Source organism: Mesorhizobium sp. M0778 (genome assembly GCF_040320105.1).
In the GTDB taxonomy this organism is placed as follows: Bacteria; Pseudomonadota; Alphaproteobacteria; order Rhizobiales; family Rhizobiaceae; genus Mesorhizobium.
This window is the reverse complement of sequence record NZ_JAMYPA010000022.1, coordinates 11,826-38,423: the sequence shown is the minus strand read 5'-3', so window position 1 is coordinate 38,423 and position 26,598 is coordinate 11,826. Positions and strand designations below refer to the sequence as shown.

Here is a 26,598-nt window from a genome sequence, read left to right as displayed (position 1 = left end):
ATCTTTCCAGAGATTCGACAATCCAGTTGGTGAAGGTCCCATATCGCCCAATCATTGATGTGCTTAGGTATGGGCATGCGCCCATCCGCAACCATCTCATCAAGAGCATCGATCCGACACCGACATAGAGAATTGCTTCTCCATTTAGAGAGGCCTCCGCCGCGGACATGAGATTGCGTCACTCTTCATGATCGCGGCCTCCAAGGATGTCGGGATCCAGCCAGTGCAACGGCACGACAGGGCGAAGGATCTGGCAGCTCTTGCAACTGCCGACCTCGATGGACAAGGCATATCGCGATCTGTCCGGCAGAGACAGAAGGTTCTGCACTGTCCGTTCATGAAGACGTCGTGCTGGTCTCCATAAGAGAAGTATTCTGGTGCAGAAGGTGCCCGATTAGCTATTCGGAAAGGGGACATCGACGTGCAAATCGGGCGCCGCCGGTACGCGTCCCCCTCAATGTCGGATTTCCGACAGGGTCGCAAATCCGCCAAGCCGTTGTTAAATAAAGTTTTCCTTCTCTGGCACGGCCCATGCATGGGGTCCTGCGAACGCATCAGCGAGACCTCCTCCATGATCATGCGCACCGAAAATGCCGTCGCCGCAGTGAAAACCGCGCTCTTGCCTGCCATCAAGCCGCCGAAAGGCCGGCGCGTCATGGTTGAAGCGGGCGATTGCGCCGGCTTCAAACACCTCAATGGGCTTGGAAGGCGTCTGGCGTGACGGCGACGCGGGCATCCAGACGGGCGGATAGGACATACGTCGTTGCCCCACGTCGCCGGCCTGACCCCTCGATTGTCACCGCGCTGGAATGCTCGCGTCTACATTCGACGACCCGAATGCGCAGGACAAATTCTCGCAAACCGGTCGGGACCAAGGCTCGAAAACGTCCGCGAGGGCCTAATGGCTATGGCCGATATTCGCCGCGAACAAGCCGGCTGGTGGGAAGACTCTATAGGAGGAAAGCAGTGGAGTTATCTTGCGTTGGGGTCGGTGCCGGGCCGTCTAATTTGAGCCTTGCGTGTCAGATACACGAGCAAGTTGGGCAAGGGGCACTGTTCCTGGATCGGCAGGTCGACTTCCGCTGGCATCCAGGCATCGCATTCGATTCCTCGGAGCTCCAGGTCAGCCACTTCAAGGATCTGGTCACGCTGGTGAATCCGCGATCAGCCTACACTTTCGTAAACTTCCTGCACGAGCACGGGCGTTTGTACCACTTCCTGAATGCACAGTTCGAGGCTGTGTTCAGAGCTGAGTTTGAGCAGTACCTGAACTGGGCCTTCCACAGGAACCCACTTGTCCGTGGCGGCGAGACCGTGCACGAAATCCGCTTTGACGGCGCGTTTCGGGTGCGGACGGATAACGCGGTTCTCAGCGCCAGAAACGTCGTGGTTGGCATTGGCAAGCAGGCGCAAATCCCGCCTCAGTTTCAGGGCTGGACTGGACGCAACCTGTTCCACTCATCTGTTTTACTACACATCCATCCTGAGGTGCGGAGAAAGCATGTCTGCGTGGTTGGCGGAGGGCAGTCGGGAGCCGAGGTGATGTTGCACCTTGTCGGCCTGCCGAAAGAACGGCGGCCTGCCTCGATCACTTGGGTCTCGCAGCGCGAAAACTATCTGCCTCTGGACAACAGCCCGTTCACAAACGAGTTGTTCATGCCCTGCTTTTCGGATCGTTTCGCGGCGATGAGCGAGTCGCAGCGTAAGCTGCTCCTGCGGCGTTTCGTGCTTGCCTCGGACGGCATTTCGGAAAGCACGTTGCGCGCGGTCTATCAGGCGCTGTACCGCCACGCGTTTTTCGAGCCAAACCGATGCGACATCACACTGCGGCCGGGCTGCACCGTCTCGCACTGCATCAACGCCGGCGCGGGTCACAGGCTGACCCTGCAGCACGGCATGGTCGAGGTCGAAGAAGTCACGGCTGACATCGTCATCCTGGCCACCGGTTACGAGAACGCGGTGCCAGGCTTCTTGGAACCCATCGCGCACCGGCTGGAGCAGATCGAGAATGAATTAGCTATTCGCGAGGATTTTTCGGTGAGCTGGGACGGACCGTGTGACAGACGCATCTTCGTACAAAACGCGAGCCTCGGGCAGCGCGGCCTGGCCGATCCGAACCTAAGCCTGCTGGCCTGGCGCGCGCGCCGCATCCTCGATAGCCTTCTTGGGCGCGCGCCATGCGCGAACCCCGAGCATCCGGGCTTCATCAGCCATACCTCGATCGAGAGCTGGCCCGACCCCGTAGCCGAAGAAATGGGCAGCGGGATATGACTCGTAGACTTTTGATCATCGGCGGTGGCATCCTAGGAATGATGTCCGCCTCCGCTGCGGCGAAGCCCGGAGGCTTCTCCGAAATCATCGTGACCGAACAAGCCCTTGGACCAAGCGGCGCATCGCATTATTCTGGGGGCGTGCATTTCCCCTACGGTTGTCAAGACCGTACCAGGTCGCTCACTCGAAAGAGCGCCTTGGTCTTGGCGGCCATGGCTGGGTCGGCGGTCAGCGGATGGTGCCGGCCTTTAGCGATGCGAGTCGTGGCTGGGCCGGGTGAAGCGATTGATCCGGCCCAGTTTACGGAACCCCCAGACCCGGCTGAGCCTGACATAGGCAGTCTCGTGCCGAGCTTCCGCGGACAATATCCGCCGGAGCGGAACGCACTTAGCATCGCCGTCCCACATGACGTGAGTCCGTCTCCGTGGACCCGCAACGTGACCAGCGCCCGACTGCCCTAATTGGGATGTCCGACCAACCAGTCTTTCCAACAGGAGGCTTTTCGCATGTTGACTGATGCACAAAGAGAAAAGTGGCAGAAAGACGGATACGTCAGGCTCGAAAGGTTCTTCGCTCCAGAGGCTCAGGAAGATATCTCTACTTTTGTCGAAGATATGTCACGCTGGGATGTCAGCGATGATAAATGGCTCATGTGGTTCGAGAAGACGACGGACAATCGAAAGATCATCTCCAAGATCGAGAATTTTCTCGACTTCCATGATCCATTGCGTCGTTTGCTCTTAGAAGATCAGCGCATAAAGTCAGCGGTCGAGGATTTGCTTGGCGAAGAGTCGCGCAGGCTCAAGGAGTTGCTGATTTTCCACTACCCCGACAGCGGCGGCTATCTCCCGCATCAGGACATTTATCACATTCCACACAAACTCCCCGACCGGATGGTCCATGCGGTGGTTGCCATAGGCATCGACGACTCCGACCCGGAAAACGGCGGGCTTTTCTTCAGCCCCGGCAACCACAAGAAGGGGGTGTTTCCCATGGATGCCGGTGGGGTGATCGATCCTCAAGTCGCCGAAATGTTCTCCTGGGAACCCGTAGTATGGAAGGCTGGCGACATCTTCATCTTCGACGATTACGCACCACACTACTCACGACCCAACAAAAGCAATCGTTCGCGGCGGACACTCTACTTGGTGTTCCAGCGTGCTTCAACCGGTGGACCGACCCGCGCTGAATATAACGTGCTTAAGCGCGCCCTTAACCCGCCCGAGGGCAAAGTGGCCGATCTCGACAAACTCAAGCCCCCAAACGGCATTTTCTATCGCGATTGAGCTCACGCAGCCAGGCGGAGGCATGCACACGAAACTGATCGACCGCTCAAAAATGCGCGGAGAGTATGGCGTTCTGATTTGCGGGCTCGCGGAGCATCGACCGCAGCCCATTACGACGCTTCGGCACGTGGATTGTGGAGGTGGTCGCAGGCGGTCTTCTATGACGCCTACAGCCCGACTGGCGCACCCGTCGTCGCCCGCCTGAGGCCCAGAGCCGGATTATTCTGGCCGAGTCCGGCAACGGGTTGGGCTGCCGCTTCTCTGCGCAACTTGCACAAGAGGCTGTTGCGTTGGCAGCCGAAGATACCACTGCTTCAACAGCTTAGGTTCGTCATGCGCAAACACAAGTTTTCTCGAACCGGGCTGTCGCGCGCGTTCGGTATCGACATGGCCACGCTTGGAACGGGAAGCGCCGGCACGGGGTTTTCGTTCGGTAGGGTGGCACCGGGCGTTACATCCGAGCCCCATCGGCACGACGAAATCGAGGCCTTCGTGATCCTGTCAGGATCGGGCAAGGTCAGGACCGACCTTGGGGAAATCCCGGTCGAAGCGGGCGATGTCGTTCTGTTCCACCCTTTTGAAGCGCATGTGCTGCGCAACGACGGAAACGAAGACCTAGATTTCGTCGATGTCTACTGGCGAGACGGCGAGGCCGCCCTTGATGCCGCGGCAAAGACCACGGCTCCACGCGGGCCGATCTTCGTCTTCTCCACGCCGCCAACGCCAAATGGCGATCTGCATCTGGGGCATCTTTCTGGCCCCTATTTCGGCGCCGACGTCTATACTCGTTTCCTGCGCATGAAAGGAGTCGAAGCATATCACCTCACTGGAAGCGATGACAACCAGAGCTACGTCACGATGCGCGCCGATGCCGATCAATCGACGCCTGCAAACGTGGCGCGCTACTACGCCGACGAGATTCGCGCCACGCTTGCACTTTTCGATTGTGACGTCCACAGCTTCCAACCCACAATGGGCGATGACGGTTACGGCGAGTTTCAAGCCGCGTGTTTCCGCAGTCTTCTGAGCAGCACGGCGGTAGATCTGCGCCAGAGCCCTGCGCTTTTCGATGCTGTGACAGGCCACTATCTTTACGAGCCGGATGTTAGCGGCCTCTGCCCCGATTGCGGCGGCTCCGCCGGTGGCAATATCTGCGAGGAATGCGGCGCCCCAAACCTTTGCCACGACTTGGGTGCAGCCCGGTCACGGCAGTCTGCCGAGGCGCCGCTGGTCGGCTCCGTCCGCCGCCCGGAACTTGCCTTGGACCGATGCTACGACAATATCGACCGGCATCTAAGGGCGTCGGGCGTCCCGCTACGGATCTTGGATCTCTTTGCGCGCCTACGCCGACGCGGCAACTTTTCAGTGCCCATTACCCACCCCTCGGACTGGGGCCTGCCGGCCGAAGGGTTCCCGGGGCAAGTGATCTGGGTCTGGCCCGAAATGGCCTTCGGTTTTCTTTACAACATCCAGGCGCTCGGCCGCTTGCTGGGTCGCGACTGGAAGGCGGAGATGCCCGGCGACGACTGGCAGATTGTCCATTTCTTCGGCTTCGACAATTCGTTCTACCACGCGCTACTCTACCCCGCTCTTTACGCCGAGGTCTTCTCCCACTGGACGCCACGCATCCACTATCACGTCAACGAGTTCTACCTGCTCGACGGCAAGAAGTTCTCAACCAGCTGCCGCCATGCGGTCTGGGGCAAGGAGGTTCTGAGCCCAAAGACAGTCGACGTCGTGCGCCTCCATTTGGGCCTGACACGCCCGGAAGGTGAGCGGACGGATTTCACGCTGGACGCGCTGCGCCGCACCGAGAACGAGGTGTTCCAAGGGATTTGGCTGAACTGGCTTGATGCGTTGAACCAGGAAATCAAGCAGGATTTTGCCGGCCGTGTACCCGATGCAGGCGACTGGAGCCCGGTCGACCGCGCCTTCTTTGCTCGGATAGAGATCTATCGCGCGGCGATGGAGCGCGCCTATTCGGACGAAGGCTTCTCGGTCCGGCGCGCGGCCGCTCAGGTCTGCGATTTCGTGCGCGATTGCGTGATCCACCGTCGGGCGCGAGACTATGCGGCGGCGCGACGTTTCTATCCCGCCCGCAATCGGACTTCGCTAGCCCTTCAGACGACGGCCGCTGCGATCCTGGCACCGACACTCGCTCCGCTGATGCCCCGATTCGCCAGAACGCTGGCGCGAGGCATCGATGGCGTCTCAACCGAAACATGGCCCCGGTCGGTCCAGCGCCTTGCGCCCGGGACGCGCTTTGATCTCGGACCCGTGTTGGTGTTCTACGCCAAATCCGGCAATCCTCATCTCGATGAGGAGGAAGCACTATGAGCCCCAAAGGTGCACCAGTGAGCGATCCCAGTCTCGACCAGATCTGCGCGGCAATCAAAGCCGATGATGCCAAATATCTTTACTCGCTGTCACTGGCGACCGAAGCCGCTATCAGACGGTAGAGACCAGATTGGCGGACCTGAACCAACGCATCGTCGACACCCTGGCCGCGCCTTCGAGGACCGCTCGGCCGATCGGCTTCCCAGCCCTTGCTGTTTCGTGCCGCAAATGCCGTGTGGGCTCGACTGCGCTGACCAACCTCTTCGGCATCGCGGGATTTCCGTCCTCCAGCCGGTCAAGACTGTCATGCGGTTCGAGGCGCTTGGTCAACCTGGCGCGCCCTGGATCGTGCGCCGATCACCGGAAATGTCGAATGCGAATGCCTGCCTGATGGTATCTTCGATTCTGTCCGAGCCTGTACTGGCGCGGCAGTCGGCCGAAGAACAACTGAGCTACTGACAATCGGAAGGTAGCAGGTTCAAAATTCTGCCCCATAAACCGGATATTGCGCACAACCAGCGTTCACGATCGCGATGGTGCACAAGCTTCCAACCAGACCCGCGCAAAGACAGCCCGTCGCCTGAAGATAGTCGGCGAGGGCCGCCAAAACCCTCGCAAGCGTATCCTCCGTCACATGCACGCCGTCTTCGCCGACAATGCAGACGCTTGTCTCGTCGAGAGATAAGTCCAGCCAGGGTGCTCCTTCAGGATTGCGTGTTTGCTCGGGTACGGAGCCGCCCCTCAGTTCCCAATCGAGGAGCGATCCTACAATTCACATATTTGGAGCTCGCTCGCTAGGTTCCCCTGCGTGAACCCTGCAAGCCGAAAATTCAGATGCCGCCCATGCACAGATATTTCATTTCGAGGTAGTCCTCGAGGCCATGGCGGGATCCCTCCCGCCCGATGCCGGACTGTTTTATCCCACCGAACGGCGCCGCTTCTGAAGACATCCGGCCGGTATTTACCCCGACCATTCCATATTCCAAGGCCTCGGCCACACGCCAGACACGCTTCAGGTTGGAGGCATAAAAGTAGGCCGCGAGGCCGTAGATCGTGTCGTTGGCCTCACGCACGACCTGATCCGCATCTTTGAAGCGAATAATCGGTGCCAGCGGCCCGAATGTCTCTTCTTGCGCGACGGTCATCTCGCTGGAGACACCGGTCAGGACTGTCGGTTGGAAAAACGTGCCATTCGTGGCGATGCGTTTGCCCCCGCATCGAATTGCGCCGCCTTTGGCGACGGCATCGGCAATATGGGATTCGATCTTGGCCAAAGCGTGCTTGTCGATGAGCGGTCCGATGTCCACTCCGGGAGCGAAACCGTCACCAACTTGAAGTTGGCGAGCCCGTAGCACGAATTTCTCGACGAACTCGTCGTGAACGCCCGACTGGACGTAAAGGCGGTTCGCCGAGACGCAGGTCTGGCCGGCATTGCGGAACTTCGCCTGGACCGCACCGTCAACCGCGGCATCGATATCGGCATCATCGAAGACGATGAAAGGCGCATTGCCGCCGAGCTCAAGGCTGACTTTTTTGATCTGGTCCGAGCACTGGCGCATGAGAAGGCGCCCGATCTCAGTCGACCCGGTGAAGCTGATCTTGCGCACCTTCGGATTGGTACAAAGTTCGCGGCCGACCGCGTCACCTTCGGACCCATAGATCAGGTTGACGACGCCTTCGGGAAAGCCAGCCTGATGGGCGAGGGCGAACATTGCTCCCGCCACGAGCGGCGTCTGTTCAGCGGGCTTGAGGACGATCGTGCAGCCCGCCGCCAAGGCTGGCGAGATTTTGCGCGCCACCATCGAGGCCGGGAAATTCCATGGCGTTATCGTGCCAACAACTCCGATGGGCTGCTTGATTACCAGCATTCGGCGGTCCATTGATGGTGCGGAGATCGTCTCGCCATAGACGCGATTGGCCTCCTCGGCGTACCATTGCAGATACGCCGCAGCATGCGATATCTCCGACTTGGCTTCGGCAAGCGGCTTGCCCATCTCCGCGGTGAGAATCGCGGCGAGATCGTCGGCGTGGTCGATGATCAACTGATGCCATCGCCATAGAACGTCGCTGCGCTCACGTGCGGTCAGCCCTGCCCATCCAGGCTGCGCGACATAGGCCTTGTCGATCGCAGCGCATGTCTCCTCGACACCCATGTCGGGTAGTTCTGCCAGCACTTCGCCAGTCGACGGGTTGAGGACCTCGAATGTCCGCTCGCTAATCCGCGTGCCAAGTGCCGGCAGGCGATCAATGGGTCCAAACAGGTCGGGGGATCTCAGGTGACGGATCATCGGCAGGCACAGGGGCAATACCGGATTCCTCCTCAACGCAGCAGGTACATATAGCAGGTGCGGTGTGTACTCCGCGACGTCCGGGTTCCTTATAGGGCCTCGGCCAGACAGCTGGTAGACCACGGTACCCGACTGGAAAGGGAGAATACCTGAATACGCTAGAAGATGCCTCGCGGTTCTACTAGTCGAACGATTGAACAACGGACATCGGCTTCGCCAGCCGCGCGGAGCGGATGCTGGTCGCCTGCGCCTACAATCTGCGGACCACGAATCGGCGACTCTATCCACTCGAAGAGAGGCTGGCCTGAGGAGGAGCGCACCCCAATAATGAAGCCTGAACCGGCAAATGCCTGGCAAGGCCCGCGAAAACCGCTCCTCGCGGCTTTAAACAGATCCCGTTTACCCGGCGAGCGCCCGTAAGATGAGAAAGAGGATGGAGAGGAACAGGGTGGCGAAGGCGCGCAGAGGGAAGATCGGCCGGCGCATTTGCATGGGGATGGAGCTCATGATCAATTCCCCGCCTGTTGCTGCGGCAAAAGATAGCCTGTCGTCGAATGGTCGAGCACCAGATAACGCGCGGCGACCGCCTTGACCTCGTCGGTGGTGACTTTGCGGACGCGGTCCGGCCTCTCGAGCACGTCCTTCACATTGCCACCGGTGGTGAGCGTCTTGCCATAAATGTTGGCGATGTGGTCCAGCTCGTCGTGCGCACAAATCACCGAGCGGATATAGCGGTCTTTGGCCTTGTCCAGCTCGTCGCTGGTGACGCCATTCTTGGCGATCCGGGCGACTTCGGCAACGGCCGCCGCTTCGAGATCGACGAGCTTTGCATCGCCGCGCGGCGAGCCGGAGATGGTGAAATTGGTGTCGTCTAGCATGGTGCCCTGGAAGGAGGCGCCGGCCGCCGAGGCTATGCCTTGCTTGACGACAAGCTCCTGATGTAGCCGGCTGCGGTTACCGCCGCCGAGGATCTCGGCCAGCAGGTCGAGCGCCTCGGCCTCGCCGGGCTCTGCCGTATGATAGGACGGCACCACCCATTGAGTGGAAAAGCTCGGCACCGAAACGCGCGCATCGGTCAGCGTCACTGTGCGCCTGGTGTTCTGCTCCGGCTCGACCGGGCGGTTGCGCGGGGGCAGGTCCGGCCCGCGCACAACCTTGCCATAGGTTTTCTCGGCCAGCGCCTTCACCGTCTCAGGCTCTACGTCGCCGGCCACCACCAGCACGGCGTTGTTCGGTCGGTAGTATTTGTTGTAGATGGTGAATGCGTCGGTGCCGTTCAGCTTCTCCATCTCCTGCATCCAGCCGATGACCGGAATGCGGTAGGGCTGGTTCTGCCGCAACGTCGCGTTGACCTCCTCGTCCAGCAGAGCATGCGGGTTGGTCTCTATGCGCCAACGGCGCTCCTCCAGGATCACGTCGCGCTCGGTCTTGATATCATCGTCGTTGAGGATGAGGTTGAACATGCGATCGGCCTCGAAGCCCATCATCTCACCCAACGCCGAGGGCGCCACCGTCTCGAGGAACGTGGTGTAGTCATAGGCGGTGGAGGCGTTATTGTAGCCGCCGATGGCTGAGACGGCTCGGTCGAACTCGCCAGCGGCGTGGTTGGTCGTCGCCTTGAACATCAGATGTTGGAGGAAATGGGCAAGGCCGGATTTGCCGATTGGCTCGTCGGCGCTGCCGATCTTGTACCAGACCATATGAGTGACGATCGGCGCGCGGTGATCGGGGATGACGACCACTTCCATGCCGTTGTCGAGCAGGAAATCCGTCACCTTGCCGCCGGCGGTGGCGGCCAGACCCGGAGCGGTCGTCACCAGAGCCAGCGCGGTGGCAACGAACGCGTTTCGCAGCCAGGGGGACGATCGATGGCTCCGGTTGTGGTGGCTGGTCGAAAGGCAAGGTTCGAGGCAAAGTGATTTGTTCCTCATTTTGATGAAGGCGCTGCGTCCCCGTCTCCCCCCGTGGGAGGATCGGCGGGCAGCGCAGATGAACAAGCTCGTCATGGTGCCAGGCCTTACTCGAGCCTCATCATTGGATGGACCCAGGAGACCTGCGGGAGTATTTCTTGGTGAGGTGATCATGGGACGGATTCTCCTTGGTCCGCGACGCCTTGCGGATGACCAAGCATGCACCGTGCCAGATCAGAAAACCGTTCGAGGCATGTGGACAAATCGGGCTCTGCCATGCTGCGCATCCGACATTGTCGAATATCGGACAGGGCCGAACGCGACGCGCGCGCGGCTGAGAATATCTTCTTCGTTCGGAAGACGATTGGGCGCGCTGCCGGGGAAGGGGTATAGGATGCGCTTCGAATGGCCGCGGCACTGACGGTGAGAATGGAGATGTTGGTCGCCCCAGCGGAACCCGGACCTCGACAGCCAGACCGGGTCGATGCTGAAGGGCAGAGGCGTGAGCAGCGTAGCCAACTCGAGCGCGGAGCCTGCTCGCGCGCGAAGACGGATCTGATCAAAAATCGGCGAGTTGGGCGATATCCACGAGGCGCTGGAAAACGAAGATCGTAGGTCTCGGCGGGAAAAAACGATGCGGTTGCGCGCTTCTGGCGTAATGCGCCTGCCGCGAGGCCGTTGAGCCTGATGAGTTGCTGCGGGAAAGGGGAGTGTTTGCGCGGGACCTTGGTCAAACGTGAGAAACAACCGTCGAGCTCGTCGTGGATGGGGGCATGCAGGCACGTTTGTCGCTGGAGGACAGCAGCACGGAAGCTGTCCGCGCTTGCCGTCGTCGCTGGGTACCAAACAGCAGAATTTGGCGGTCGCGATCGAATTCATCTGCGTAAATACCGCCTGGCTGTGCTCGGTTTGCCGGCGAACAGATTTTGCCTTCTTTGCGGCTGCAAACGCATCCCTGGCAGCGTGGTCCCTTAGGTCAAGAGCATCGGGTGAGTAACAGCCTGATCCTGCTCAATCTGATGGGCGCCAACCGCCTCGCCGGATTGTGGAACCGCTCGCGGGTAGCTTCTACCACAAACAGCAAGGTCATGAAATCAAGTAGGAAGTCGTCGATCGCTTGGGCGATTGTTTCTGACTTGCCTTTGAACTGGTCCAGCAAAACGCGCGCGTTATCGATCGCTTTCACGCTGGTGGCATCGATTAACCCCTCGACCCTCTTGAAACAATCCAATTCGAAACTCCTTCACGCGCTTGCCAAGCCGTTATGCACGAAGGTAGCTCCGTGAACTACCCGGCCCTTGAGCGGCGGCACGAGCAGCGGTCGGCCGTACGTCCCGTGCCTCCAAGCACCAGCCATAGACATGGCGCTGAGGAGCGTTGGAAGGGTCGGGCGCTTCCGGCCATGCTCGAGCGGTAGTGTAAGGACAGTGTTTGCTGGCGACCACGGCCACAATGGAGTGCGCAAGTTGTCGCCGACCAATCAAGCGGCCTTGAAATTTTTCGTATTGCTGCCCCTAAGTCTCGGCTATGAATCGGACTGGCCAAATGGCCTGCCCACGTTGCAATTTGTTACAAAGGAACACGCATATGGCGACCGGAACAGTGAAGTGGTTCAACAGCACCAAGGGGTTTGGATTTATCCAACCCGACGATGGCGGTCAGGATGTTTTCGTCCACATTTCCGCTGTCGAACGCGCGGGCCTCTCGACCCTCGCTGACGGCCAGAAGATCAAGTATGAGATTGAACAGGACCGCCGCACTGGCAAATCCTCCGCTGGCAGTCTCAGCAAAGTTGGCTGAATTTACTCTTGCGTCCTGGCAAGAGTGGGCGCGGTACGTCACGAGGGACTCACGGCCGCTCGACAAGAGCGAGCAAGAACGTGGCTCAACTGGACGGCCGGGTTAGCAGATTGCTGCAAGGCGTGGCGAATTGAATTCCTCAAGAAACAAGGCTATTTGAAAGGAAGGCGGGGTTGGCCCCGCCTTTTTATATGACGCGCAGATTAAGCCGATTGCTGCAACGCTCCAGAACGAATCTCGATTGCCGAAATCAAGCCGCGACCTTCTTGCGGGTTCGCTTCGTCGGCGCCGGCTCCGGCGCTTCCGGCGCTTTCTGTTTGCGGCCGAGCCCCATCGTCTTGGCCAATGACGAGCGCGCCGCGGCGTAGTTCGGCGCCACCATGGGATAATCCGCCGGCAGGCCCCATTTGGCCCGATATCCATCCGGCGTCAGCCCATAGTGGGTCGACAGATGGCGCTTTAGCGATTTGAATTTCTTCCCGTCCTCAAGGGAGATGATGTAGTCCGGTGTCACCGACTTCCTGATCGGGACTGCAGGCGTAAGGGCAACCGGCTCTTCTGCAGAGACACCTCCGGCCGTCCCTTTCAGAGCCGCGTGCACTTGGCCGATGAGGGCAGGGAGATCCCCCACCGGGATCGGATTGTTGGAGACATAGGCTGAGACGACATCGGCCGTGAGCTCGATGAGGGTGTCGATGTTTTTTTCGGCTTCTTCTGTCATAAAACTCTCCAGGCGGCGTGAAACACAGTCGGCGAAGCGTCGCTTCATAGTGGCGGTCGCCGCTTAAAGCAACAAAGGTCTCGCCCGGGTTATTGCGATGCTCGTCCAGCGAGATCTATGGCGCGGTATCCCGCCGTCGTGACCGTTGATCCGTCCGTAATTGGCGACCTGCCGCGGTGCTTGCGCATTTTCAGGCGCGTCTCGGCCGTAAGCTTTGCGCCGAAATGACCAGTAATCTCGAAACGAAGCGGGCTATTTCTGTTTCGCCATCCTCTCTTTGGCTGTGAAATCGGTGGCAGAGCAGTGGCCGCTTCCTGGTGGCGCGTGGAGGAACTATCAAGCGTTGATTCGCAATGGTCGAAACGATGTAGATTCATCCGGGAGCCGCTCTCGCAGCAGGATATTAGGGACTGGCCCGCTGGTAAACCGAGGACATCACGCCGCTGCTTTGCTATTGAACCGCTATCGCTGTGACAACACATTCCGCAATGGTGGGCGGGTGTAGAGGAGGCGCCTGTTCACGCAAACTAGCGGTTCAGCAGGTCGGGAGGAACGAATGAGCTCAGGGACTTTCAGCAGCCCACTTTTCGTAAGGCGTGCAGCGCACATCGTGCAAGAGATTGCCGGTCCTGCGGATGCTATCGATTTTCTCAACGAATGGCCAGAAGATCGCCGAGACCGGATCTACGAAGCCGCCCTCAGGGCGTGCTTTGATGCATACAACGGACGAAAACCTGCGAGCGCAGCGCGCAAGACTTTTTTCCGCTTTGCGAAACAGGTCGTCATATTGGAAGATGCAACCTCCGCGATGCAATGGCTCGCTGCCTGCATGTCGGACAGTGGAAAAGCGCAAGTATAGGCCGCAGTCGTGTGTGAGGCTGGAGCCGGTACGCCGACGAGGTTATTGTATCCAGATTTCGCCGGCATCTAGAGCGTAGTATAAACAAACAATATTTTGCGCGCTATGCCGATGTTAATCATCTTGTTGTATTTGTAAATCAGCTTCTCGCGACAGGACTGCAACGCTTCCGGTGTGAAAATCACTGCGTGGGACTTGGTTCTCTCAAATTCATGACGGTAAATTGCCCTGTTATCATCGCAAAGCAGTTGTCCCATTGAAGGCTGATAAACGAGGCCAAAATTGTGCTCCGTCGTCTGCCAATATTCGCTCGATGGAGGCTATAAGCCTCACAAGCCGATCAAAACAGCTACTCGGGCGCCCTTTGAAATTCGTTTAATTTCGCTCACCCGAAACGGTCCTCTACAGTCGAAATAAGATTGTCCCGCAAAGGTGCTACAAGACACTATCGCGGATCGATTTGGGCCCACGTCGATCTGGCGAAGGCAGGCGGAAGTCGAGCAGGACCTGCAGCGGAACAGATCACTGGCCCCGAACCGAAATCTGAGACAGCGGCGGACCCGATTTCTTCATGGTAGAAGGCGCAGAGAGAACCGGAGCACGGCTCCGGCGCCGCCGCTTGCCGAGCAGCGATCCTCCGCCTCCCAAAATCCAATCGAGAAGAGCGTTCAATTCCGGGACGGTCCAAGCTCTGCCGCAAAAACAGGTGTCAGACCACCCGGTCCTCTCCCGCAACTGATCTAGCGCAGGGCGTTCATGAGCCGCATATCCCAGAGTGGCTGCGTGCACGACGCAGCGAGATCATTTATGAAAATCCTATTCAGTACGATGGCTGTCCCCTTGCTGACAGCCACCGCCTTTGCTGCGGATTCGATCCCCGCAGACCTCAGAGAAACGGCAATGGCCACTTTCAAGGCTTTGCCACCCACCACGCCGGCAGTCGCCAACAACCCGATCACCCCGGAAAAGATCGCTCTCGGCAAGGCACTGTTCTTCGATCCACGCGTTTCTGCGTCAGGCGTCTTGTCGTGCAACTCGTGCCACAACCTGGCCACCGGCGGCGACGACAATCACGAAACCTCGATCGGCCATGGTTGGCAGAAGGGACAGCGCAACGCGCCGACTGTACTGAACGCTGTCTTCAACATCGCCCAGTTCTGGGATGGTCGTGCCGCAGACCTGAAGGCTCAGGGGAAGGGACCGGTCCAAGCCGGCATCGAAATGGCCAATACACCGGGCCAAGTCATCGCCACGCTCAAGTCCATGCCGCAATATGTCGAGTGGTTCGATGCAGCTTTTCCGGCTGAAGCCGATCGGGTCACCTTCGACAACTTCGCCAAGGCAATCGAAGCCTTCGAGGCGACACTGGTCACGCCGGCCCCCTTCGACAGCTTCCTGAATGGTGATGAGCTTGCCATGACTTCCGAACAGAAACAGGGCCTGGCGCTTTTCATGGACAAAGGCTGCTCGTCCTGCCATGGCGGTATCAACGTTGGTGGGGGAGCATATTACCCATTCGGCCTCGTGGAACAGCCCAGCGCCGAGGTCCTGCCGGAAAAAGACAAGGGCCGATTTGCGGTCACCAATACTGCCGACGATTCCTATGTTTTCCGCGTGGCGCCGCTGCGCAACGTTGCACTCACCGCGCCATACTTTCATTCGGGCAAGGTTTGGGATCTGAAACAGGCCGTTGCCATCATGGGAACCACCCAGCTTGGCGTGGTACTGGCGGACGAAGAAGTCGACCTGCTTGTTGCCTTCCTCAACTCGCTGACCGGAAAGGCACCCGAGCTCGCCTATCCCATTTTACCCGCCGAAACGTCTACAACGCCCCGGCCTGTAACGCAGATCTTAGGAAAATAAACGGCCAGCTGACTGCGGAACATCGCAATCGACAATGATTGCGACTTTTACTGGGACGAGACGATCGCGAGGTCCATGAGGACGCAAATGGCTCGTTTCCAAAAGTGCAGACACTGCTTTCGTCACCATCCCGTTGCGATGGAATCATGGTTGGGATCTGGCGTGCGACATGCCAAGGAAGGCGTCTGACGCATGAGGCTCGCGCGCTGTCGATACCGCGCGGCGGACGGCCATCGCGCTGGCGGCCGAATAGCCGCGCGCCGGAGTTAGCGGCCCTCCCTAGGGCGATGGGGCAGCGACTCCGTCCTCCATGTCCAGAGATTCTTCGACTGCTTCCGGATTCCGGGCGATGGTCCAAAGGAGAGTATTCGCCGCTACATCCGGTTTCAAGCGACCTTGCTCCCAGTTTCGAAGCGTTGCCAGATCGAGGCCATACCTCACGGAGAATGCCTCCTGAGAGAGCTTTGTGCGATCCCGGACTTCGCGAACACTTATCGGCCGCGGCGCATGAACCTTCGCGATCACGCCTGCGGACGACAGTTCATTCTTCAGTCCCAACAGGTCGTCGACGCAAGGAACCGTCACGAACGCCTTGCCGTGATCGACCACCTCCGTGAGTATCGCGTGGGCCGTCCTGAGCGGCAGCTGTCTCTCAACGAGAATCCGGGCGGCCTCAGGAGTATTCGCGCCGTGAAGAAAACCGAGGCTCAGTCGGGCGGGAGAGCCTGACGACACCGGGACGACGTCCCGGGTTCGCACCCGTTGTCCGAACCGCTCCATGAATTTCGATGTAGTCGACATTAAGCTTCTCCGCGATCACTCGACCGAGCTTGCGTAATTTGGACCCAATACTGGAGGGCATCGCGATAAAAGTACGCCAAACAACGCTAAGGGAGAACAAACGGCGATCTGCTTTCGTTCGACGCTCGTTTTCGAGAGCCGTTCTGGGTCCTTCGCAATCAACTGTGTAGGCCAGCGGAGCGAGCAAGGAGCGCCAGATCCGGACAGGGCTGAGTGGGTGTTTTTCCGAAAGGTGGAGCTATGCCCTAAGGGACACGAGATGTAGTGGACTCGTTGACCCGGGCGGTTTCGATTCGCGCACCCGGGCACAACGCTTGGATAAGTCCCATCAGATGCTCTCCGGTGGCCGTCATCTGTTTAGCTGACATTGGGCCGAGGGCTTCCAGCACGAGCCACATGGCGCGGGTATGGACCGTGACCATGGTGCGCCGCCCCTGCCGCCAGTTCCAGCGGCGGCACGTGACACCGGCGTCATCGCACCAGATGACTTCGCCCGGTTCGGGATGCTCGGTGTCGAATGGCTCCGCTCCCTTCGCAATTAAAAGTCTCGGGACCCCCTGCTAGAGATCGAGATCCTCCCCGCCAATCGGAACGCCATACAACACGCTGACGGCATTGTAGGCATCAACCAGTGGGGATATCCGCGGGAGAGAGCCATCTTTCCGGACCCGCTTGAGAAGCTCGGCGGCCGAGCACGGCGTTCGATTGGCTTTTGTGCCGAAAGCCTCGTAGGCAACGGCCCACGCCGCAAGATGCGCGTCCCTTTGGGCGTCATCGCGAAGCGCGGCCTGTTGCGCCGCCGCGATCGTGTCGTTCAACGCCTGTGCATCCGGCACGTCGATTTCAGCGTTCCGCACCACAATGCTGATCAGATGAAAATCCGGGTAGCGGGCCGTGATCTCGGGGGCAATCAATGGCGTGAAAGACATGGGATGCTCTTTTCTCATGGGGAGGCTTGCGCTGCGGGTCGTTCGGGAAATGTTTGAAGAAAGGTGCTTGTCGGGCGTCCAGATCTTCTGGCATCGGCATGGTGCATGCCGCACCATGCGCTGGATAATTCCACCATTCGGCCGTGGACAAGGCCTGGTAGAGATCGTCGATTATGTCTTGCGGGTGCTCGAGCCCGCTCGGCCGGCAACAAGCTACGCCTCCGCCAGATCCTCCATTTCATAAAAGACAGCAGGCGCGATATGGATGTGAAGCAGCTTTCCTTGCCGGGTCATGCATCGCTCTCGGAAATTCGTCTCGCCCGAAAATCTGCCGCCAAACTGGCCTGATCAACAGCACCAGTTGCATGGCGTTTTCCCAGTCCAGTTGGCTTTCCAACGAAATGCGGTTCAGCCCAAGGGTCGGTTTCCTCGCCAGCACGCCACGTCCCCGCCGTTTTAGCCACCGTGTCCCGGCAACGCGTCTTGCACCTGCTCGACAACCGCTCGCAGGATCTCAACGCCCTTCTCGATCTGCCGAATGCTTAAGGCGGCATAGCCCATGACAAGCCCCACGCGATCGATGTGGCCTTCGTCCGACTGCCGCTCGTAAAGGGGCGAGATCAGGTGTAGCCCCAAACCCGCACGTCGGGCGGCTTCGACCAGTGCCGTTTCCTGCGATCGTGGCAGGTCGTTGAACCAGACGGCGACGTGCAGTCCGGCCTCTGCTCCCTGGACAGCGATGCGATCGCCGAAGCTGCGCCGCAAGGCGCCCAACAACGTCTCCCGACGCTCGCCGTTCAGCCTGCGCACACGCCGCACATGGCTTTCGTAGCCGCCACTCTCGATCAAAGAGGCCAGAGCCTCCTGTTCAGCCACCGGCGAATGCCGGTCCGCGAATTGTTTGGCGGTAGCGAAGACCTCCTGCAATTCCGTCGGGACGACGAGGTAGCCGATACGCAGCATCGGCGAGAGCGTTTTGGAGATCGTGCCGAGGTAGATGACAGCCCCGTGATCCTCAAGACTGTGCAGCGGAGGGACCGGATTGATGTCGTAGCGATATTCGCTGTCGTAGTCGTCCTCGATCACATAGGCGTTGTTGTGCCGCGCCCATTCCAGAAGCTGATGGCGGCGTGCGATTGGCATGACGCCGCCCAGCGGAAACTGATGCGATGGCGTGACATAGGCCAGTTTTGCCCCGATCCCCGCCAGCAACTCCGTCTTCATCCCGTCCTCGTCGACGGGGACCGGGACGGGCGAGGCACCCGTACTGGCAAAGACCTGACGCGCCATCCTATAGCACGGATCCTCTATGACGAAGCGGTCGGCGGGATCGAGAAGCAGGCGAGCGCACAGATCGAGGCCCTGCTGCGAACCGTTGACGATGATGATCTGCTCGAGGTCGCAGCTCAGGGTTCGGGCGCGCCAGAGATAGCCCTGGAGTGCCTGGCGCAGCCGGCGGGAGCCGCGAGGATCGTCATAGGCAAGACGCAACGGGCGCTGCCCCATCGCCTCGTTCATCGCACGTTTCCAGACCAATGCGGGGAAGTCTGACGGCGCCAGGTCGCCATAGCGGAAATCGACCTTCAGCCCAGTCGGCAGATAATCCGGCCAGGGCGGCGTGACGCGGAGTCGTTCGCCATAGGCGGACAGAAGAACCTGGCCGACCCGTTTCGCGGAAATGCGGCTTGTCTCAGGGCCGATCAACGAAGACACGACGCGAGGTCGTGCGCCTTGACGGACTTCGATGAAACCTTCCGCAGCCAGTTGCTCATAGGCGACCGTCACCGTCGTTCGCGAAACCCCAAGGTCATTTGCGAGGCCTCGGGAGGACGGCAGCTGACTGCCGGTTTCGTAGACACTTCCGAGGATCTGCTCGCGAAGAGCCTCGTAGATCTGGCGTGCACCCATCGCGTGCGTGCGACCTGCAGAACCGGCACTTGAAGACTGGACCATTTCATTCATCGCCAACTGGATATTTCACATTGGCCAGTTTGCCGGCAATCTTTCGGAAACCCAAGAAAGATCTAGAGGCCGAATGACCCGCTCCTATCAATCCGAAACCGATGCTCCAACTGGGTCGCTCAACCATACCGGTCCCGGATTTGCCACCCGGGCGATCCATCATGGCTACGATCCGGCCCGCTTTTCCAATGCCGTCCAGCCGCCAGTGTTCCTGACGTCAACCTATGGATTCGAAAGCGTGGCAGCAAACGAGGCGGCCGCCACCCTTGGTGGACGGCTCTATGCGCGCGAATACAATCCGACGACTGAGATCCTCGAGCAGCGGCTCGCCAATCTGGAAGGAGCCGAGGCGGGGCTGGTTGTTGCCTCGGGGATGGCGGCCTTCGGCACACTGATCCTGTCGCTCCTGTCCCAAGGCGATGAACTCATCGTCCACAAGACGCTTTATGCGAACACGCTTGCCATGGTCGAACAGGCGGTTCCCCGCTTCGGCATCAAGGTCGTCGCGGTCGACCTGTCCGATCCTCACAATCTCGATGCCGCGATCACCGAGCGGACCCGGCTTGTTTTCTTCGAGACGCCGGTGAATCCGCTGAGCCGCATCCTCGACATCGCTGCCATTGCCGAGCGCGCCCACGCGCGCGGTGTTAAGGTTGCAGTCGACAGCACCTTCGCCTCCCCCGCGCTCCAGCGGCCGCTCGAACATGGGGCAGACCTCGTGCTCCACTCGCTGACCAAATACATCAATGGGCACGGCGATGCCCTTGGTGGGGCCATTCTCGGCGACGCGCAAACGCTCCGCACGCTGCACGAAACGGGCCTGCGCTACATCACCGGCGCAGCGCTCTCGCCCATGTCAGCCTTCCTGATCCTGCGCGGTCTGAAGACGCTCACGCTGCGCATGGAACGGCACAGCGCCACGGCCCTTGCGGTGGCTCAGGCGCTCGAGGCGCACCCGGCGGTGGCATGGGTGAGTTATCCCTTCCTCGACTCGCACCCTGATCAGGTGACGGCGCGAAAGCAGATGTCCCAAGGGTCGGGCATGTTGGCCTTTGGCCTCCACGCTGGGTTCGAGGGCGCGCGGCGGATGATGGACCGGCTCAACCTGATCACCCGGGCTGTCAGCCTCGGCGATGCCGACAGCCTCATCTATCATCCGGCAAGCCTGACCCGTGCTCGTCAGCCGATCCGCAAGGATGCGCATCTGGCCGATGGAGTCGGCGAGGACCTCATGCGTCTCTCGGTGGGTCTTGAAGACGCCGATGACCTAATCGCCGACCTGCGGCGGGCTCTGGACGCCTTGTGATGACCTGTCGTCCGGCCAGTCCTGCGCTCACGCACAAACCTGGAGCCTTGCCATGGCATTCCTGAGCGGTCTTTCCGCGTTTCCCATCACGCCCGCCGCTCGTGACGGCCGCGTCGATACCGTTGCTCTGCGCAGGCTGATTGCTCGGCTTGGCGCCGCTCAGGTCGACTCCATCGGTCTTCTCGGCAGCACCGGCACCTACATGTATCTGTCGCGCGAGGAACGGCGACGGACGCTCGCCGAGACCTTGGACGAAATCGCCGGGCGAACGCCGGTCGTGGTGGGTGTGGGCGCGCTGCGCACCGATGAAGCAGTGAGGTTCGCGCAGGACGCCAAGGCCCTTGGAGCTGCAGCGGGGCTGCTTGCGGCCGCCTCCTACACCCCGCTCACTGAGGACGAGGTGTTCGAACATTTCTCGACGGTGGCGTGCGAGAGCGGCCTGCCGATTGTCGTCTACGACAATCCAGGAACGACGCATTTCCATTTCACCCCAGCACTCGTCAGCCGCCTGGCAAAGGTGCGGGGGATCGTCGCTATCAAGAATCCGACAGACAAGGGCGATGCGATCAAGAGCCATCTGGCCGACCAGAGGCGCACTATGCCGGAAGGGTTCTCGATCGGCTACAGCGGCGACTGGAACGCCGCAGAGGCCATGATCGCCGGCGCCGACACATGGTACAGCGTCCTCGCCGGCATCCTGCCCGAGATCTGCGTGAAGATCGTCACGGCGGCGCAACAGGGCGATGCGGCCGAAGCGCGACGGATCGATGCCACGCTTGCGCCGCTCTGGAGCCTCTTCAAGGAGTTCTCGAGCCTTCGCGTCGTCTATGCACTTGCCGAATTGCTCGACATTTGCCGTGCCGACCCCCCGCGTCCCATCCTGCCTCTGCCCTCAGCAGCGAAGCGCCAGATCGCCGCCGCGTTGGAACGCTTGCCATCGGATGCCAGCCGGTGAACAGCGAACCCGGCGGCCAGTGAAGGAACCTGTCATGTAGTACCCGCGCATTTCGATGAACCGAGCCGAGAAGTCCTCTACGAACTGATCGAGAACAGTGCACTTGGCATGCTGATAACCCATGGCCGGAGCGGTCTCGACGCCAATCACATCCCCTTCGAACTCGACACGTCACAGGGAGAAAACGGTACCCTTTACTCCTGCGCGATTAATACACGTGCCGAAGGAAAGTGCACATTCTCGCTCGAGTGACTTATTTCAAAGGATGTGATCGCGTTTTGGCACATTCACGGCCGACATGCGGCAGCCGGTCACTCACCACATGGTGAGCAACCAGGAAACCCTCCGGCCTACACTTTCTACCGGAGCGCACGTGCTGCATCGACCATGTTCATGAGGGCAGGGCGGACCTCCTCCCATTTGCGTGTTTTGAGGCCACAGTCCGGGTTTACCCACAGTTGGGAATCCGACAGTCGCTCGCGGGCAAGCATGACGAGATCCGAAATCTCCCCGACTTCCGGGACACGTGGTGAGTGAATGTCGTAGACTCCGGGCCCGATTTCGTTCGGATATTTGGAGCTCGTGAAGGCGTCCAGCAGTTCCATTTTCGAGCGCGACGTCTCAATCGAAATGACATCCGCATCCATTTCAGCGATCGCGTCGATGATCTCGTTGAACTCCGAATAGCACATGTGGGTATGGATTTGAGTCGCGTCCTTTACACCCGTTGAAGCGATCCGGAAGCATTCGACAGCCCAGTCGAGATAGTCGTTCCAATCAGACTGGCGCAGTGGCAATCCTTCGCGAAACGCGGCCTCATCGATCTGGATCATCCTTGCGCCGGACCATTCGAGATCCGTCACTTCGTCGCGGATGGCGAGCGCGATCTGGCGGCATGCTTCGGAGCGCGGTACGTCGTCGCGAACAAAAGACCAGTTGAGAATGGTCACTGGGCCTGTGAGCATTCCCTTCACAGGGTTTTCCGTAAGCGACTGGGCGAATTGCCACCAGCGCAGCGTCATCGGATTGGGCCTCGATACGTCGCCGAAGATGATGGGGGGGCGCACGTAACGCGACCCATAGCTCTGCACCCAGGCATGCTGGGTGAAGGCGAAGCCGGACAGCTGCTCGCCGAAATGCTGTACCATGTCGTTTCGTTCGAACTCACCGTGCACCAGCACGTCCAGCCCGATCTCTTCCTGCCAGCGAATTGCAGCCTCGATCTCCTTCTTCAGGAAGGTCTCGTAGTCGACATAGCTCAGCTGGCCCTTCGCATGAGCGGCCCGCGCCCTGCGTACCTGCGGCGTCTGCGGGAATGACCCGATGGTCGTCGTCGGGAACGGCGGCAGCCCGAGCGTGCCGGCCTGGACTCTGGAGCGCTCGGCAAAAGCGCTCTCTCGTCGCTTCATGCTGTCGTCAATGCTGGCGATCCGCCCCTCAACAAGCGGGTCATGGATCTTCGTAGATGTCACGCGAGTGGCGGCAGCCTCGGCAGACGCTTTCAACGCGCCTGCCACCGCATCCCTGCCTTGGGACAGGGCCCGGGCCAGCAACACCAACTCGTCGGTCTTCTGGGCCGCGAAGGCGAGCCACGACCTGATATCCGCGTCGAGTTCCGTCTCCATGCGCAGGTCGATCGGCACATGCAGCATCGAGCAAGAAGGCGCGATCTCGACGCGGTCCAACGGCCAGCCGGCGACGATCGGTTTGATGCGGTCGAGAATGGCGGGCAGGTTCGCACGCCAGACGTTGCGGCCATCGATCAAGCCAAGCGAGAGCACCAGACCCTTCGGTGCGAGCCGACTCGCCGTTTCCAGCTGCTCGGGAGCGCGCACGAGATCAATATGCAGCCCGGCCAGGGGCAGAGAAACCGCGGTTTCGAGATTGTCTCCCAGCGGCCCGAAATAGGTAGCCAGCATGATCTTCAACTCGGGCGCGGCTTTCGACAGCTGGCCATAGGCGAATTCGAGCGCAGCTCGTTCGTTCGGGTTCAGATCGAGGACAAGCGCTGGCTCGTCGATCTGCACCCAGTCGGCACCCGACAGCTTCAGCCTCTGCAGGAGTTGCTCGTAGACGGGCAGAAGCCGTGGTAGGAGCGCGATGGCACCGAAGCCTTCGGCAGGCGATTTCGCCAGCTTGAGGAAGGTGATCGGTCCAAGGATGACTGGGCGTGTGTGAATGCCGAGAGCTTTAGCCTCAAGGAAGTAATCGACCGGTTTCGTCGACGAAAGGGCGAACGTCTGATCATCGTCTAGTTCCGGCACAATGTAGTGATAGTTGGTGTCAAACCATTTGGTCATTTCCATCGCGGTTACACCAGGCCCATGAGCCGCATGCTGGTGACCAGCGTGTCCACAATCCTTCGTCTGACCTTGGTTGCCGCGCGCCATGGCGAAGTAGATGTCGAGTGGGACCTCGCCGCCATTCCAGGCGTAACGGGCTGGCAGGGCGCCGACCATGACTGCGGTGTCGAGCACATGATCGTAGAGCGAGAAGTCGTTCGACGGGATTTTCGACACGCCGCGATCGCGCTGCTCCTCCCAGCTAGCGGCACGGAGCGCCTTCGCAGTCGTGAGAAGGTCGCCAGCGGAAGATTTTCCGGACCAGTAGCTTTCAAGCGCGAATTTCAGTTCTCGCCGACGACCGAAGCGCGGCACGCCGAGCGTTGCTACAGGAATTTGTTGAGAGACAGTCATGCCATACCCCGATGGTTGGGGCGTCGGTGACAAGGAAGGCGCTAGCAGGCCGGCACAAACGCCAGGCTGCAGCGGCCACCGAGACACCCCGCCCGTGGACGTAATTCGCCGTGGCAGGTCTCCTGGCTCGCGGGGTCATAGCCTCTACCCGTCTTCCCAAGGCTATTCGCCTCAGTGACATGAGTGGGGTTGGCTTGCCGCTAACAGTTGCGGGGGCAGCGCCGGCATCGCACCGGCTTCCCTCTTAGCTCCGCTGCGGCAGCGCCGTACGGAGAACCACGACACGGGAGACAATTACAGCAGTTCGCTTCTTTGTCAACGCCGCATAAAGAAATGTTTATGTCGTTATGTTAAATTCCCGTTGGCATGTTCCCAAAGGTCGCCTCGAAAGCGAAAACTGTGGAAGCCTTGAGCGGCGGTAAATCAAAGCAATGACGCACAGCGGTCCAGGAGGATAGGAGTTCGTCGGCTGCCGGCGGCAACCATACCGGCAAGCGCCGTGGTGCTGCTTCGCGCATCATGCGAACGCCACCTCGGCGTCGAACTTCGGCTCCGACGTTCCGACCGCTTCGTCGGTGATCTGCTCGCGACCATATTCGGCTCAATGGCCAGGCTGTTGCCCATGTGGGAGCTGTTGGCCGTGATGCCCTCGGTGATACGACACAACGATTTCGAGGGGAGCACCCGAGGCTTGGCGCAGCGGCCTGTTGCGAAGTGATCGAGGCCAATGTCTCGAACTGCTGTTCGCAGCCCACCGGCTCAAGGTAACCCGGCTCAAACCACCGGGCCAGCTCAAGTCCTGTCCAAATGAGGCCTGAGCGGCAAATCGTCGTGCACGCGCACGGTTTGGCGTTCGATCTTGTGATGCGTCTTGGGCGGGCAATCGCCATGGTGGAGCGCTTCCAGGCGCGCAACGATTTCGGCGTCATCCTGGGTCTGCCTGTTGTTGTGGCGAACATACTCGACCCAGGTTGGCACGTGATAACACTCGGTCCATAGTTCGGGCTTTTCCAGGTCACGCAGCAACGCCCATTGTCTGGCGCCATCTCGCAGCCGGGCTTTTCGCCACGATGTCATCACAGTGAGAAATTCTGGGACATCTCTCTGATCGATACGATAATCGACCATCACCATGATCGGACCGCTTCGTGGCCGCAGGTCAAGTTGCAGCGTCGGTTCGCTGAACTTGTTGGTCGGATCCAGATTGAGCGTTTCAAAATCCGGCTGACGCAGAACGATCCCCATCAGTCCCCCAATCACAAGAACCGCGCTGGCGACGAGCAAGGCTCCCGAAACACCTTGGACATCCGCCAGTTCGCCCCAAAGCCAGCTTCCCGCCGCCATGCCGCCGTATGTGGCCGTCTGATAGAGAGACAGGGCGCGTCCAACCACCCACCGCGGCGCCGACAGCTGCACTGTGACGTTTAAAGAGCGAGAATGATTGAATCCAGGCCGCACCGGCTGGCATGAGGAGCAGGCAGATCAGCCAAACGTGCTCGCTCCATGCCAGAAAGAAGCAGCTGATCGCCAGTATAAAGAACGCACCGCGAATGACCGATTCGTTGGAGAGAACTTCTCGGACCCGCCCGATGAGGAGCGCGCCCCAAATCGCTCCCAGGCCGAAGAAGCCAAGCATCACGCCGTAGGTGACCGCGGTCCCTTTGACCTGTTCGCGAGCAACCAACGGCAGGAGAGCCAAAATGACAACGGCGGTGAGGCCGAAAATCAAACTCCGGCACATCACCTTGAGAAGGTTCGGCGACAAGAGCACGTAACGGAAGCCCGCCGCCATCGCACTGCCGAAAGCCTCCCGCGGCAGCGCTTGTCGTGCCCGTTCGGCTTTCCATCGCAACAGCGCAGCGATCAGAGCGAAGTAGCAAAAGACGTTGAAGAGGAACGCGAAGGCCGCACCGGCTGTGGCCACGATTATGCCGCCAATCGCCGGCCCGATGCTGCGCATGAGATTGTAGCTCATGCCGTTGAGCGCAACCGCGCTTGGCAGGTGTTCGCGAGGCAGGATATCTCCCATCGAGGCTTGCCAAGAGGGATCGTGCAATGCCCAACCACAGCCGATCAGGAAGGTGAGACCCAGAAGGTCCAGGGTGTCATTTCCCCCGCATAGGTCAGGAACGCCAGGAAGGCGGATACGCAGACCATCAGCAGTTGCGCAGTCAACATGATCCGGCGACGGTCAAAGTTGTCCGCGAGCGCTCCCGCCGCGAGCGAGAAGATCATGTAGGGGAGGGTGGTCGATGACTGGACGAGCGCCACCATTCCATGGGAGGTGGCGATGCTCGTCATCAGCCAAGCCGCCGCCACACCTTCCACAAGGGTGCCAAGGTTCGAAACGAGTGCAGCCGACCATAGCGAACGGAAGGTCTTGTGCTGAAAAGGTACGAGTGAAGATGTTCTCTTCGCCATTGTGGGAAGCTTCGGGATCGACCGCGGGGCTGGATTTGTTTCGCCTCACTCAACCATGGCCTCGCCGTACAAGCCAAGCTGCCACAGTGGCGCGCCTGCTAACCCAGACAACTTGGCGGCCTTACAGGCATGCGCAGGACGCGCGAAGCCGCTCAAATCTCCCCAGATGGGTCAGCCACCGAAGACCGGCATC

General features: G+C 60.0%; 18 protein-coding genes, 2 pseudogenes and 1 riboswitch. Of the genes and pseudogenes, 12 read left to right on the top strand and 8 right to left on the bottom strand.

The window, feature by feature from the left end; genetic code table 11:
• The first annotated feature begins 457 nt into the window (after nucleotides 1-457).
• The 5 genes from NKI22_RS25075 to NKI22_RS25055 all read left to right on the top strand — a co-directional run bounded on the left by NKI22_RS25075 (nucleotide 458) and on the right by NKI22_RS25055 (nucleotide 6,016).
• Nucleotides 458-721, top strand: a complete 264-nt coding sequence (locus tag NKI22_RS25075; RefSeq protein WP_352959031.1) for an iron-sulfur cluster assembly accessory protein — start codon at nucleotides 458-460, stop codon at nucleotides 719-721.
• Nucleotides 722-966: 245 nt separating this feature from the next.
• Complete coding sequence (locus NKI22_RS25070) at nucleotides 967-2,271, top strand: lysine N(6)-hydroxylase/L-ornithine N(5)-oxygenase family protein (protein WP_352959029.1); 1,305 nt, start codon at nucleotides 967-969, stop codon at nucleotides 2,269-2,271.
• A gap of 506 nt (nucleotides 2,272-2,777) precedes the next feature.
• A complete protein-coding gene (locus NKI22_RS25065) occupies nucleotides 2,778-3,557 on the top strand; it encodes a phytanoyl-CoA dioxygenase family protein (protein ID WP_352959027.1) in 780 nt (259 codons plus the stop codon).
• Between the two features lie 387 nt (nucleotides 3,558-3,944).
• Complete coding sequence (locus NKI22_RS25060) at nucleotides 3,945-5,894, top strand: class I tRNA ligase family protein (RefSeq protein ID WP_352959025.1); 1,950 nt, start codon at nucleotides 3,945-3,947, stop codon at nucleotides 5,892-5,894.
• Complete coding sequence (locus NKI22_RS25055) at nucleotides 5,891-6,016, top strand: hypothetical protein (protein WP_352959023.1); 126 nt, start codon at nucleotides 5,891-5,893, stop codon at nucleotides 6,014-6,016. The genes NKI22_RS25060 and NKI22_RS25055 overlap by 4 nt, the downstream gene beginning before the upstream one ends.
• A gap of 708 nt (nucleotides 6,017-6,724) precedes the next feature.
• On the opposite strand, the gene NKI22_RS25050 is transcribed toward NKI22_RS25055, so the two are convergent.
• Both NKI22_RS25050 and NKI22_RS25045 read right to left on the bottom strand, forming a co-directional pair.
• Nucleotides 6,725-8,182 (bottom strand): NAD-dependent succinate-semialdehyde dehydrogenase, encoded by a 1,458-nt coding sequence (locus NKI22_RS25050; RefSeq protein ID WP_352959125.1) that lies wholly within the window; start codon nucleotides 8,180-8,182, stop codon nucleotides 6,725-6,727.
• 509 nt (nucleotides 8,183-8,691) lie between these two features.
• Nucleotides 8,692-10,008 carry a M16 family metallopeptidase gene (locus tag NKI22_RS25045; protein WP_502897717.1) on the bottom strand — a complete coding sequence of 439 codons (1,317 nt, stop codon included), beginning with the start codon at nucleotides 10,006-10,008 and terminating at the stop codon, nucleotides 8,692-8,694.
• A 1,073-nt stretch (nucleotides 10,009-11,081) separates the two neighbouring features.
• Here NKI22_RS25045 and NKI22_RS25040 point away from each other — a divergent pair.
• Nucleotides 11,082-11,378: a hypothetical protein gene (locus NKI22_RS25040; RefSeq protein WP_352959019.1), complete on the top strand. Its 297-nt coding sequence runs from the start codon at nucleotides 11,082-11,084 to the stop codon at nucleotides 11,376-11,378.
• Nucleotides 11,379-11,679: 301 nt separating this feature from the next.
• Entirely contained in the window at nucleotides 11,680-11,892 is a 213-nt protein-coding gene (locus NKI22_RS25035; RefSeq protein ID WP_023721434.1) for a cold-shock protein, read from the top strand.
• Between the two features lie 250 nt (nucleotides 11,893-12,142).
• Here NKI22_RS25035 and NKI22_RS25030 read toward each other — a convergent pair whose 3' ends face one another.
• Nucleotides 12,143-12,613 carry a Ros/MucR family transcriptional regulator gene (locus tag NKI22_RS25030; protein WP_352959017.1) on the bottom strand — a complete coding sequence of 157 codons (471 nt, stop codon included), beginning with the start codon at nucleotides 12,611-12,613 and terminating at the stop codon, nucleotides 12,143-12,145.
• A gap of 556 nt (nucleotides 12,614-13,169) precedes the next feature.
• Between NKI22_RS25030 and NKI22_RS25025 the strand changes: the two genes are divergently transcribed.
• Both NKI22_RS25025 and NKI22_RS25020 read left to right on the top strand, forming a co-directional pair.
• The gene (locus tag NKI22_RS25025; RefSeq protein ID WP_352959015.1) at nucleotides 13,170-13,472 is read left to right on the top strand and encodes a DUF982 domain-containing protein; all 303 of its coding nucleotides are present in this window, start codon (nucleotides 13,170-13,172) and stop codon (nucleotides 13,470-13,472) included.
• A gap of 807 nt (nucleotides 13,473-14,279) precedes the next feature.
• Nucleotides 14,280-15,335, top strand: a complete 1,056-nt coding sequence (locus NKI22_RS25020; protein WP_352959013.1) for a cytochrome-c peroxidase — start codon at nucleotides 14,280-14,282, stop codon at nucleotides 15,333-15,335.
• A gap of 279 nt (nucleotides 15,336-15,614) precedes the next feature.
• Here NKI22_RS25020 and NKI22_RS25015 read toward each other — a convergent pair whose 3' ends face one another.
• From NKI22_RS25015 to pdxR, 3 genes are all read right to left on the bottom strand, one after another.
• On the bottom strand, nucleotides 15,615-16,136 hold the full coding sequence (locus NKI22_RS25015; RefSeq protein WP_352959011.1) for a helix-turn-helix domain-containing protein: 522 nt from the start codon (nucleotides 16,134-16,136) through the stop codon (nucleotides 15,615-15,617).
• 560 nt (nucleotides 16,137-16,696) lie between these two features.
• Entirely contained in the window at nucleotides 16,697-17,065 is a 369-nt protein-coding gene (locus NKI22_RS25010) for a phenylalanine--tRNA ligase beta subunit-related protein (RefSeq protein WP_352959009.1), read from the bottom strand.
• A gap of 456 nt (nucleotides 17,066-17,521) precedes the next feature.
• On the bottom strand, nucleotides 17,522-19,027 hold the full coding sequence (pdxR, locus tag NKI22_RS25000; protein WP_352959123.1) for a MocR-like pyridoxine biosynthesis transcription factor PdxR: 1,506 nt from the start codon (nucleotides 19,025-19,027) through the stop codon (nucleotides 17,522-17,524).
• Between the two features lie 73 nt (nucleotides 19,028-19,100).
• Here pdxR and NKI22_RS24995 point away from each other — a divergent pair, with 73 nt between their 5' ends.
• The 3 genes and pseudogenes from NKI22_RS24995 to NKI22_RS24985 form a co-directional block, all read left to right on the top strand.
• On the top strand, nucleotides 19,101-20,333 hold the full coding sequence (locus tag NKI22_RS24995; RefSeq protein ID WP_352959007.1) for a trans-sulfuration enzyme family protein: 1,233 nt from the start codon (nucleotides 19,101-19,103) through the stop codon (nucleotides 20,331-20,333).
• A 52-nt stretch (nucleotides 20,334-20,385) separates the two neighbouring features.
• Nucleotides 20,386-21,288: a dihydrodipicolinate synthase family protein gene (locus NKI22_RS24990; protein ID WP_352959005.1), complete on the top strand. Its 903-nt coding sequence runs from the start codon at nucleotides 20,386-20,388 to the stop codon at nucleotides 21,286-21,288.
• A 51-nt stretch (nucleotides 21,289-21,339) separates the two neighbouring features.
• Nucleotides 21,340-21,540: pseudogene (locus NKI22_RS24985) on the top strand (FMN-binding negative transcriptional regulator); the annotation flags it as partial.
• Nucleotides 21,541-21,647: 107 nt separating this feature from the next.
• Here the strand turns inward: NKI22_RS24985 and metE are convergent.
• The gene (gene metE / locus NKI22_RS24980; RefSeq protein WP_352959121.1) at nucleotides 21,648-23,984 is read right to left on the bottom strand and encodes a 5-methyltetrahydropteroyltriglutamate--homocysteine S-methyltransferase; all 2,337 of its coding nucleotides are present in this window, start codon (nucleotides 23,982-23,984) and stop codon (nucleotides 21,648-21,650) included.
• Between the two features lie 95 nt (nucleotides 23,985-24,079).
• Nucleotides 24,080-24,280: riboswitch (cobalamin riboswitch) on the bottom strand.
• Between the two features lie 496 nt (nucleotides 24,281-24,776).
• Nucleotides 24,777-26,405 (bottom strand): annotated as a pseudogene (locus tag NKI22_RS24975) (MFS transporter).
• Nucleotides 26,406-26,598 lie beyond the last annotated feature (193 nt).

Coding starts and splice junctions, on each gene's coding strand:
- metE (WP_352959121.1), bottom strand. CDS start 23,984: ATGACTGTCTCTCAACAAATTCCTGTAGCAACGCTCGGCGTGCCGCGC.
- NKI22_RS24995 (WP_352959007.1), top strand. CDS start 19,101: ATGACCCGCTCCTATCAATCCGAAACCGATGCTCCAACTGGGTCGCTC.
- NKI22_RS25015 (WP_352959011.1), bottom strand. CDS start 16,136: ATGTCGACTACATCGAAATTCATGGAGCGGTTCGGACAACGGGTGCGA.
- NKI22_RS25075 (WP_352959031.1), top strand. CDS start 458: ATGTCGGATTTCCGACAGGGTCGCAAATCCGCCAAGCCGTTGTTAAAT.
- NKI22_RS25010 (WP_352959009.1), bottom strand. CDS start 17,065: ATGTCTTTCACGCCATTGATTGCCCCCGAGATCACGGCCCGCTACCCG.
- NKI22_RS25065 (WP_352959027.1), top strand. CDS start 2,778: ATGTTGACTGATGCACAAAGAGAAAAGTGGCAGAAAGACGGATACGTC.
- NKI22_RS25055 (WP_352959023.1), top strand. CDS start 5,891: ATGAGCCCCAAAGGTGCACCAGTGAGCGATCCCAGTCTCGACCAGATC.
- NKI22_RS24990 (WP_352959005.1), top strand. CDS start 20,386: ATGGCATTCCTGAGCGGTCTTTCCGCGTTTCCCATCACGCCCGCCGCT.
- NKI22_RS25030 (WP_352959017.1), bottom strand. CDS start 12,613: ATGACAGAAGAAGCCGAAAAAAACATCGACACCCTCATCGAGCTCACG.
- NKI22_RS25050 (WP_352959125.1), bottom strand. CDS start 8,182: ATGATCCGTCACCTGAGATCCCCCGACCTGTTTGGACCCATTGATCGC.
- NKI22_RS25035 (WP_023721434.1), top strand. CDS start 11,680: ATGGCGACCGGAACAGTGAAGTGGTTCAACAGCACCAAGGGGTTTGGA.
- pdxR (WP_352959123.1), bottom strand. CDS start 19,027: ATGAATGAAATGGTCCAGTCTTCAAGTGCCGGTTCTGCAGGTCGCACG.
- NKI22_RS25020 (WP_352959013.1), top strand. CDS start 14,280: ATGAAAATCCTATTCAGTACGATGGCTGTCCCCTTGCTGACAGCCACC.
- NKI22_RS25025 (WP_352959015.1), top strand. CDS start 13,170: ATGAGCTCAGGGACTTTCAGCAGCCCACTTTTCGTAAGGCGTGCAGCG.
- NKI22_RS25060 (WP_352959025.1), top strand. CDS start 3,945: ATGGCCACGCTTGGAACGGGAAGCGCCGGCACGGGGTTTTCGTTCGGT.